Below are 8,405 nucleotides of genomic sequence, written 5' to 3'. Positions count from 1 at the left end.
CCCCGCCCCGAACCACCGACCGACCTGACCGGCGCGGCCGAATCGTCCACGACCCTGCATCCCGACGCGGTCGCCTGGGACGACTACGACGCCTCATTCGCGGTCGGGCTGCGGCTGCCCGAGGTGGTCCGAAGGTTCATCGACGCCGACGACGGCACCGACGACTTCACCTTCTGGGCGTTCGCCGACCAGTCCTGGGCATGCGTGCAGGTCACCGAGGGCGCCACCGCGCACCGGGTGCTCCAGTACGGACCGCGCCGCCTGTGGGAGGAGATCGAGGCCGCCTACCGGTGGTGGGAGGAGATCGGGCGGCCGCCGACCGAGCGGTTCGGCGTCGCCGTCCACCCCGACCGCCAGTACGTCTACCTCGATTCGCCCGACAATCCGGTTTGAGCTCGTGCCGACCGGGTGATCGGCCGACCGCAGTACCATCGCCATCCACACCGCGGCGCGGTCGCCCCACCACACCGGCACGCGGTACAGGCGCTGCAAGTGGGCGGTACCGGCGGCGCTGTCCCAGCGCACCGGGCCCGCGGGCGCGGTCACCGCGCCGCCTCCCTGGCGCGCTCGGCGCGCCGGGTGAGATGGCCGAGAATGTGCAGGGCCGCATCGTCCAGGTGCGCGCCGTCGGCCCCGCCGATCGGCTCACCCGCCTCGGTGAAAACCCACAGGCGGCCGCCATCCTCCGGCCGCGGCCGACAAGTGATCGTCAGCGAGACTCCGGTCGCGTCCGCGACACGCAACTTGTGTTCGACCGCCAGACCGCGCATTGCCAACTGCCGGCCGAGCGCTGCCAACGGGGCGCACGAGTCGGGGACGCCCGTACGGTCGTCCATGGTCGGACCTCCGTCATCCGGCGAGACCCCGGGAGCCCTGCCGTGCCCTCAGCGCCCCGGGGCCGACGGCCTGTGCGCCGTCCGTCACAGACACTCCACCCGCCGTGAGATCGGAGGCCAGAAGTTTCGCTGATTTTCACACCCGAACCGGTGCGGTGAGGAACCCTGGAGTGTCAAACCGTGTGAAACCCGCCCGGCTGCAGGCGCCGCATGCGCCAGGACCAGCAGCAAATGCCAGCCTCACCGTCCTCGTCCGCCCAGGCAGCCCGCCGACGCCTGGGCGAGCAGCTGCGCGAGATGCGCCAGGCCGCGCGGATCACCGGCGTGAAGTTCGCCGAGCTGGCTGGATGGCGACAATCCTCGATGGTCAGCATGATCGAACGCGGCCAACGCACCATCACCCCCGACCACGTGCGCCTGTGGTGCCAGATATGCGGCGCGAGCGAACGACGCCAAGCCGAACTGCTCGCCGAGCAGGCGAACGTGACGCGGATGTAGATCGCGTACCGCGATGCCGCCCACCAGGTTGGACTGAACCCGACACAGAAGATGGGCGTTGGGTACCTCTTCGACCGCCTGAGCACTTACCGCAGCTACCAGACCAAGGTGCCGCACGGGCTGTTGCAGACTGAAGCGTTCATGACCGGGTCTTGCGCGGTGTCCGGGAAGAGCGGCGGTTGGAGGTCGACGACGTCGCCGAGGCCGTCGCCGAGCGCCTCAGCCGTCAGCAGTATCTGCGCACACACCGCCGGTTTGTGTTCCTGATCGAAGAGGCGGTGCTCTGGTACAGGATGTTCGCCCCCGAGGTGCACCGCGAGCAGCTGCTCCACCTGGAGGCCGTCACACGCGGGGCATTCTCACAGGTGACGCTCGGAGTGATACTCCAGCGCGCGGACCGGGGCGGATACCGGGTGCGCGAGAGCTTCGAGATCATTGACGATGGCGTCGTCGCAATCGAGCTGCTGTCCGGATATCTGAGGCTCACCCACCCGGATGAGGTGGCCATGTACCGCGAGGCGTGGAGGCGGTTGCACGCCCTCGCCGTCGTGGGCGGACAGGCGAGGGCGCTTATCGCAGCCGCGCGGCAATCCCTCGGCTGAAGGACGTCACAGCGACGGGTCGCCGTCGCCGGGCTTGTAGTCGGCGTGGGGGATAGCCCGGGCCCAGGCCATCTCGAACGACCCGGCGATATCGCGGATCAGTCGGGGGTGGTCCGTCGAGGCCATCCCCACCCATGAGGCGATCAAGGTTTTCCCCGCGCGAGCGGGGGTGGTCCGGGGCTGTCGCTGGAGCCACTCCGTGAGCCGCTGTTCTCCCCGCGCGAGCGGGGGGAATCCGAAACGCGGGATGGGCCAGGCCGTCAACACTGCAGTAGCGAGGATGTCTTACCTGCCCCGAACGCGCCGTTGATTCAGGTCACCTGGGCGAAAGGTGTTGCAGCCGCGAACCCTGAAACATCGGTCACCATGTGAAGACCATGCGGCTGTCGCGCTTGTCGATGATCAGCCCGTCGATCATCTGTTCGTCCGGAGTGCCCGCGGGATACAGGGTGATGGTCGGCTGGGTGTCGTGGTCTTCGGCCCAGAGGCGGGTCTGCTCGGTGATGCGTTCGGCCAGTTCGGCGCCGCGGGGGCCGTGGCCGATGGCGCCGATCTTCCAGCGGGAGACGCCTGCGGCGACGCGGCGGGACGCCAGGTAGGCGATTGAGTCGTCTACGGCCAGTGCGGGGTTGACGGGGGTTGCGGGGGTGGCCCGGCCGCTCTGGACGGCGCTAGGGGCGGCCTTGATCCGGCAGGTGCCGGCCTCGGCGGTGGACATGCGCAGCCAGATGCCTTCCATGGACTGGTCACCGCCGATGATGACGCTGGACCACGCCTCAGTGCGGGGGGCGTCGAGCACTCCCCGCAGTTCTTCGCCGATGGATTGGTCCTGGTCGGCGAACAGGGTGACGTCGTCGGCCAGCGCGACGGTACGTTCGCCGTCGCTGCTGCCGGTCATGGCGATGAAGCCGCACAGGTGCATCGATCGTGAGGTCAGTGACGCGGCGCGGCCCGGCTGGGCGGGCTGGTGGTCCAGGGCGAGGGAGCGGGTCAGGCCGCGCCAGCGCAGTGGAGCGACGACGCGGCCGGTGGGGGCGAGCTGGGTCCACCAGGCGGCGGGGATGTCCCAGGCCCCGGCGGTCACGATGATCAGGTCGAAGGGGGCGCGATCGGGGGCGCCGAGCGCGCCGTCGCCGGCCAGCACGAGCACGTCGTCGTACCCGGTGCTGGTCAGGTTGCGGCGGGCGGCGGCCACCACGTCGTCGTAGACGTCGATCGTGGTGACCTGTCCGGCGCCGCCGACGAGTTCGCGCAGCAGCGCGGCGTTGTAGCCGGTGCCTGCGCCGATCTCCAGCACCCGCCATCCGGGCTGCGGTTGGGCTTGTTCCAGCATCCGGGCGACGATCGTGGGCTGGCTCGCGGAGCTGAGCGGGGCCCCGTCGCTGCCGCGCTTGGTGACCACGATCCGGTCGGCATAGGCGTCGGCGATCGGTGTGCCGGGCAGGAACCGGTGGCGCGGCACAGCCCGGAAGGCCGCCTCAATGGCGGGTGTGCGAATGGCGCCTTCGCCGACGAGGTGATCGACCAGCCCTCGAAGCGCGGTATCGGGCTGGCTGGTGTCGGTGCTCATCGCTCGCAGTCTAGGTGGGGGACGTTGGATCTTGGGGTGTTCGGTACAGGGTTCTGCTATCTATCCTGCGGTGAGGAGGCAGGCGTCCCACGTCCACGTCCTCGGGTTGTCCGGTTGGAGGGTGCGGGTCAGCTCGACTCCGGCGGAGCCTTCCAGTAGGCCGGGTTGCTCCAGCGACGTTGTTGCTTGGAGGGTGAGCCGTGCCTTCAGTGCAGGCAGATGGTCGGTTAGGGCAGTGGTGCGGGCGTCGGCGGCGGCACGTGTGGTGGCCAGTGTGAGCCCGGTCCATCCGTGGCAGAGCGAGGCGTTGGTGAGTGTCGCGAATTGCTCTGTGTCGGTGATGCAGCTCAGCAGGGCGTTCTCGGCGGTCTGCTGACGCTGGGGGTCGTCGAGGGCGAGGGCGGCGAGCTGCTGGGCTCGGGCGAGGCCGGGGGTTCCGTAGCACCAGCTCGGCCGTGCCGGCCCCGGCTGGCGGGTGCGGTGAGCGCAATGTTCGCCGATGGTGATCCGTTCGGGCCACCACGCGCGGTGGGGTGGTCCTTGCCGCCAGTCGTCCAGCCATCGGCAGATGCGGTCGATTGCTTAGGCTGGCCGTTGACCGTGACGCCTCGGCGCTGGGCGGTGGCCAGCAGCGCCAGCGGCCCGGCGATTCCGTGGGCCATGCCCAGATTGGCGTGCCCGCCTGGTAGAGCCGGGGAGGGGCGGTCGGTGTGGTCGTGGCTGCTCCACCATCCAGGGACCAGTGCGCCGTCCAACTGCCGTGCCCGCAATGGCTTGGTCAACCGCACCAGGTAGTCCAGGACGTCACGCAGTGCGCGGCTGTGGCCGAAGCGGTGCAGCAGATAGCAGCCGAGGCCGGTGAGCCCGCTGATCAGGTCGTACTCGGCCAGTGCGGGCAGTTCGGCGCGATCGATGCGCTGGTGCGCTGCGTCGACGCGGTACCTGGTCTGCTCGATGATGTGGGCATCAAGGACCGCGAGCGCGTCGGCGTAGGCGGGATGGTCGGCGTAGGCGAGGATGAACGCGACAGCGGCGGCCCCGTGGAACAGGCCGGTGGACGGATGCATCGAGATCGGAGCGCGTGTCGCGGCGGTCACCCACGAGTGCGCGGCTTTCCAGGAGGCGGCGCCGCGTCGGGCGCGGGTGATGTGCAGCAACGCGATACCGGCTGCGCCTCGCGACAACGATTGCCCCCATCCCGGGACGGGGTCGTGGGGTGGAGGGAGGAGCAGCCGCGTGTCCAGATCAGATGCCGAGCCGGCGTGCTTGGGGGCGTGCTGATCGGCGGTCATGGGCGGTCCTGTTGTCGTGGCTTGCGGTCGCGCCACGACAAAGCCGCTGCGCGGGCCAGCAAGAGGGCTTGGCGTTCGGCGGGCCGGTTGATCCCGCGGGCTCGGATGTGGTGCATGTGCAGCAGTGACGCCAGCACCAGATCGGCGTTGAGCCCGGTCGGGAGGTGTCGGCGGTAGTGGGTCAGTGCTGCGCTTCGGGTCTGCCACAGCGGCTCCAGGGTCTCCCAGTGGGGCAAGGGTGCCGCGCCGGTGGCCAGAGCGATGCCGTGAGCCCGGACGCTGCGGTCCAGCGGTGCTGTCGCAGCCGTGTAGGCCGGACTCGTGGCGTGGTTGATCAGCCAGTGCATCCCTGCGGCGGTGTCGCCGGTGAAGGCCGCGGCGATGGCAATGAAATTCGCGGCCGCCGGCACTGCCGGATCCGGCATCTCACGCTCGGGTAGGGCGAGCTGGGCTTGGACAGCGGCGGAGTCGGCGACGAACACCTGCTCAGCGGCTTGGAGCGCCGGGCCATCGCCGTAGCGGCCGACCTCGGGGTAGTAGGTGTCCAGCGTGAGCCGCCGTGCCAGCCGGTGTGCGCAGAGCCTGTCGGCCCAGCCGCCGACCGTAGCGGCGCACGCCCCGTACTGCTGCGGCCCGGTGACCGCGAGACGCAGCCGCAGGTGATCGGGGTCCGTGGGGTCGCGGTACCGCAGCCACCAGCAGTCTGGCTGCCGGCCCAGGGTGTCGGCCAGCTCCTCCAGCAGCGTGGGCAAGTGCGTGGCAATGATCTGGGTGTACAGGTCGGGCGGCGCGTAGAGCTTGGCCGACAACCAGCGAGCGTTCGGCGCGCCGGGCAGTTGCCCGTGGGTATTGGTGACCGTCACCAGCTCGCGCCCCTCCGCCAGCGGGGACGGCATCGGGGGGCGAGTGGACAGCATCACGGCGGCGACCTGGTGGGCATGGCCATGCAGCCAACCGTCCCCGGCCGGGTCGTGCGCCTCCACCAGCACGGCATGACCGGCGCGGTGCAGATGATCGCGCAGGACCGCAACGTGGGCAGGCTCGTTGAGGTCCAGGCGCAGCGCGCGGTCGTCCTCGCGCATCTCCACGACCGCCGGGGTACGCCAGCGGCGCCGCCACTCCTTCAGCGCCGCTGTCCAGGACGGCCAATCGACGTTCGGCCCCGGCAGGTCGTCGGCAGTGACGCGCCACCGGGCGGGCGCCAGCACGCAGCGGCCGTACCGGACACGTGGCAGGTAGGGCAGTTCATCGGCGGCGCCCCAGTCGAACTCGGTATAGGTGGCGGTGCGACCACGTACCAGCGCGACCAGGAACCGCGCCAGCGGCGGGGGCTGCTTGTCCAGGCGCAGCGCGTGGAAGACGTGCGGCTCCACCACCCGGCCCAGCCGCCGCGACACCAGGTACAGCTGATCGAAGTCGGCGGTGATCGCCAGGTCGTCCACCCCGATCAAACATGGCCCGTCGCCACCGTCGCCGTCCTTGTCGTGATCGTCGTGGGTTCCGTGGCCGTCGATGGCGCGGTGTTCCCCGAGCGCGATCAGGTGGGGGACGAACAGGTGGGTGCGGGCCACGTTGTCGGCGTGCGGGTAGGCCATCGGAACCGAAACCTGTGCCGCGACCGCGCCGCGGACCGCGGTGGGAACACGGGCGAACACCCGTGCCAGCGGCGAGCACGGCCCGGTGAATCGTCCGGTCATCGTCCCCGCGGCCCGTGCCGGAGCCACGGTGAGGGTGTAGTCCCCGCGCTGTAGCGCCGCAAGGTCCACGGCATGGATGCGGGCGCTGATCTCCACGTGCGGAGGGATCCGCACCTGCTGCATGTCGGCGCCGAGTTCGTCGATCGTCGAGTCGTCCAAGACAACTTCGCCGGTGTCGTCGATGATGGCGCGGTGGGCCAAGGCCAGCAGGCCGGCGTCGCGACCGGCGGGCCGGTTCTGCAGCTCGGTGCCTGCAGCGGGTTCGGGTATGAGCGCGCCGGGATATCCGCCGGGGTAGCCCAAGCCCGTCCCGGGATCGAGAACCTCGCTGATCGGCACCAGCGCTCCGGTGCCGTACCGGTCCAAAAACGCCGCATGGTATTCGCGCCAGGTCGCCCAGCCGCCGGGCTGAGCCGTCAGGCGCAGCAGCGCGGACGCGGCAGCCGCCATGTCGCGGGCCACACTGCCCGGCAGCCGCACCTCGCAGTCCAACCGCAGATCCACCACCAGCGGGCTGCGCTGCACGTGCGCCAGGGCCCGCATCCGCTGGTCCAGCCGGTTCCGCAGGCCCGCGCGGTCGGCCGGAGCAGCATCGTTGTGACGTTGCAGCTCGGCGTGCACGGCCTCCAGCTCGGCGACCGCCGCGCGGATCGGCGCGATCTGCGCGGCGCCCACGCGTCGAAGCTGCTCGACCAGATGGCCGAGGGCGTCCACGGTCGTGGCGGGTGCACGCAGGCACGACACCAGGAAACGCCGATGCAACAGCTCGGTCAGCAGCGCGACGATTCTCGGAGCGGCAACACTGGGAAACCGCTCGGCCAAGCTCGCGGCTAAGTCCTCGAAAACGATAGGGGTGCTGGCTGCGGCCTCCACCGCGCGCACGGCCGGGCTGTAACGGATGTCCACATGCCCGGAGCCGGACGGCACCGTCAACCGGTCACCCCGCAGTTGCCGTAACGTGCTGATGGCTACTGGGAGCCGCTGCAGCAGCGGTGTGCACGCCTCCAACTCGGTGATGACCTGGTTCAGCCACTCGTCATCAGCACGGGCCACTGCACGGTGCGCCTCTCCCCAGCGCACCTCGGCTGCGTTCGTGTCGGTGTTGGCGGCGTCGCTGAACTCCAGGTCAGCGACCCCGGCGAACAGCCCGAACGGCGTCGGCCGGGAAGCCTCCCGCAGCAGGTACCGCACGACCGACACCACCGCACGACGCATCACCTTCGGCGACACGGCTCGTCCGGCGCGGATCGCCTCCACCCGCTGCGCCAAGACCGGACTGGCGAGTTGGATGGCGTCGGCGGTCGCGCCCTGCCAGATCTCCTCAAGCCAGGCACGCCACCCGGACGGGTCGACGGGCCCGGTCAGCTCAGGCCACGTGATCCGCATCAGCCTCGACGGAGTCCGAGCCGCGCGCAGCAACGCGCCTGATGCGGGTCGGAAGAGCTCATTGGATTTCATCGGTGTCCCCTGCGACTCGAAGCCGGTCGGTGCGCGGGCCGGGCCGCGCAGTGCGGCCCGGCCCGGTCAGGTCCGTGCGATTGCGGGACCTACATGGCGCTGTTGCAGGAGCTCTCGCAGGTGGACGGGCAGCCGTTGGAGGTGTCGCACGTCTGCTGGCCGGCCGGTCGCGTCGCGTCGTCCAGGACGACCTTCACGTCGAGGACGAAGTCGTCCTCGACCTCGGCACCGAGGTTCGGGACGCCGGTCGACGCGGGACTGTGGGACATCAGGGGTTCCTCCTCGAAAGAGACGACGAATACGCCCCAGGGCGAGGCGCGGGTGGCGGTTGCGTCCACGGAGGTGGTGTACGAGTTTCCGCAGGTGAAGAGCGTGGCGTCGTGACGTGAGACGGCCACCGCGTAGATCCTTCGAGATGGATGATCAAGAAGAAGGAGACAACGCGATGGCCG

At 70.1% G+C, this 8,405-nt stretch carries 7 protein-coding genes and 2 pseudogenes; 3 read left to right on the top strand and 6 right to left on the bottom strand.

What is annotated here, in order from left to right:
- Window positions 1-393, top strand: a pseudogene (locus QSK22_RS32930) (hypothetical protein); the annotation flags it as partial.
- Window positions 394-542: 149 nt separating this feature from the next.
- Here the strand turns inward: QSK22_RS32930 and QSK22_RS32925 are convergent.
- Window positions 543-836, bottom strand: coding sequence for a hypothetical protein (locus QSK22_RS32925; protein ID WP_285498410.1), 294 nt, complete (start codon window positions 834-836; stop codon window positions 543-545).
- A 231-nt stretch (window positions 837-1,067) separates the two neighbouring features.
- Between QSK22_RS32925 and QSK22_RS32920 the strand changes: the two genes are divergently transcribed.
- Together QSK22_RS32920 and QSK22_RS32915 are read left to right on the top strand one after the other, a co-directional pair.
- Window positions 1,068-1,334, top strand: coding sequence for a helix-turn-helix domain-containing protein (locus QSK22_RS32920; RefSeq protein WP_285498409.1), 267 nt, complete (start codon window positions 1,068-1,070; stop codon window positions 1,332-1,334).
- A gap of 152 nt (window positions 1,335-1,486) precedes the next feature.
- Window positions 1,487-1,936 carry a Scr1 family TA system antitoxin-like transcriptional regulator gene (locus QSK22_RS32915; protein ID WP_502872400.1) on the top strand — a complete coding sequence of 150 codons (450 nt, stop codon included), beginning with the start codon at window positions 1,487-1,489 and terminating at the stop codon, window positions 1,934-1,936.
- 361 nt (window positions 1,937-2,297) lie between these two features.
- On the opposite strand, the gene fxlM is transcribed toward QSK22_RS32915, so the two are convergent.
- The 5 genes and pseudogenes from fxlM to QSK22_RS32895 form a co-directional block, all read right to left on the bottom strand.
- Complete coding sequence (gene fxlM / locus QSK22_RS32910; protein ID WP_285498406.1) at window positions 2,298-3,506, bottom strand: methyltransferase, FxLD system; 1,209 nt, start codon at window positions 3,504-3,506, stop codon at window positions 2,298-2,300.
- A 60-nt stretch (window positions 3,507-3,566) separates the two neighbouring features.
- Window positions 3,567-4,007, bottom strand: coding sequence for a lanthionine synthetase LanC family protein (locus QSK22_RS33955; RefSeq protein ID WP_352231516.1), 441 nt, complete (start codon window positions 4,005-4,007; stop codon window positions 3,567-3,569).
- A gap of 155 nt (window positions 4,008-4,162) precedes the next feature.
- Window positions 4,163-4,798, bottom strand: a pseudogene (locus tag QSK22_RS32905) (lanthionine synthetase LanC family protein); the annotation flags it as partial.
- The gene (locus QSK22_RS32900; RefSeq protein ID WP_285498402.1) at window positions 4,795-7,953 is read right to left on the bottom strand and encodes a lantibiotic dehydratase; all 3,159 of its coding nucleotides are present in this window, start codon (window positions 7,951-7,953) and stop codon (window positions 4,795-4,797) included. The pseudogene QSK22_RS32905 and the gene QSK22_RS32900, both read right to left, overlap by 4 nt.
- Before the next feature lie 89 nt (window positions 7,954-8,042).
- Window positions 8,043-8,222, bottom strand: coding sequence for an FxLD family lanthipeptide (locus tag QSK22_RS32895; RefSeq protein ID WP_285498400.1), 180 nt, complete (start codon window positions 8,220-8,222; stop codon window positions 8,043-8,045).
- Window positions 8,223-8,405: the final 183 nt, after the last annotated feature.

This window comes from Actinomadura sp. NBRC 104425 (assembly GCF_030269545.1).
In the GTDB taxonomy this organism is placed as follows: Bacteria; Actinomycetota; Actinomycetes; order Streptosporangiales; family Streptosporangiaceae; genus Spirillospora; species Spirillospora keratinilytica.
This window is presented reverse-complemented; position numbering and strand designations above follow the sequence as displayed.

Coding starts and splice junctions, on each gene's coding strand:
- QSK22_RS32900 (WP_285498402.1), bottom strand. CDS start 7,953: ATGAAATCCAATGAGCTCTTCCGACCCGCATCAGGCGCGTTGCTGCGC.
- fxlM (WP_285498406.1), bottom strand. CDS start 3,506: ATGAGCACCGACACCAGCCAGCCCGATACCGCGCTTCGAGGGCTGGTC.
- QSK22_RS32895 (WP_285498400.1), bottom strand. CDS start 8,222: ATGTCCCACAGTCCCGCGTCGACCGGCGTCCCGAACCTCGGTGCCGAG.
- QSK22_RS32920 (WP_285498409.1), top strand. CDS start 1,068: ATGCCAGCCTCACCGTCCTCGTCCGCCCAGGCAGCCCGCCGACGCCTG.
- QSK22_RS32925 (WP_285498410.1), bottom strand. CDS start 836: ATGGACGACCGTACGGGCGTCCCCGACTCGTGCGCCCCGTTGGCAGCG.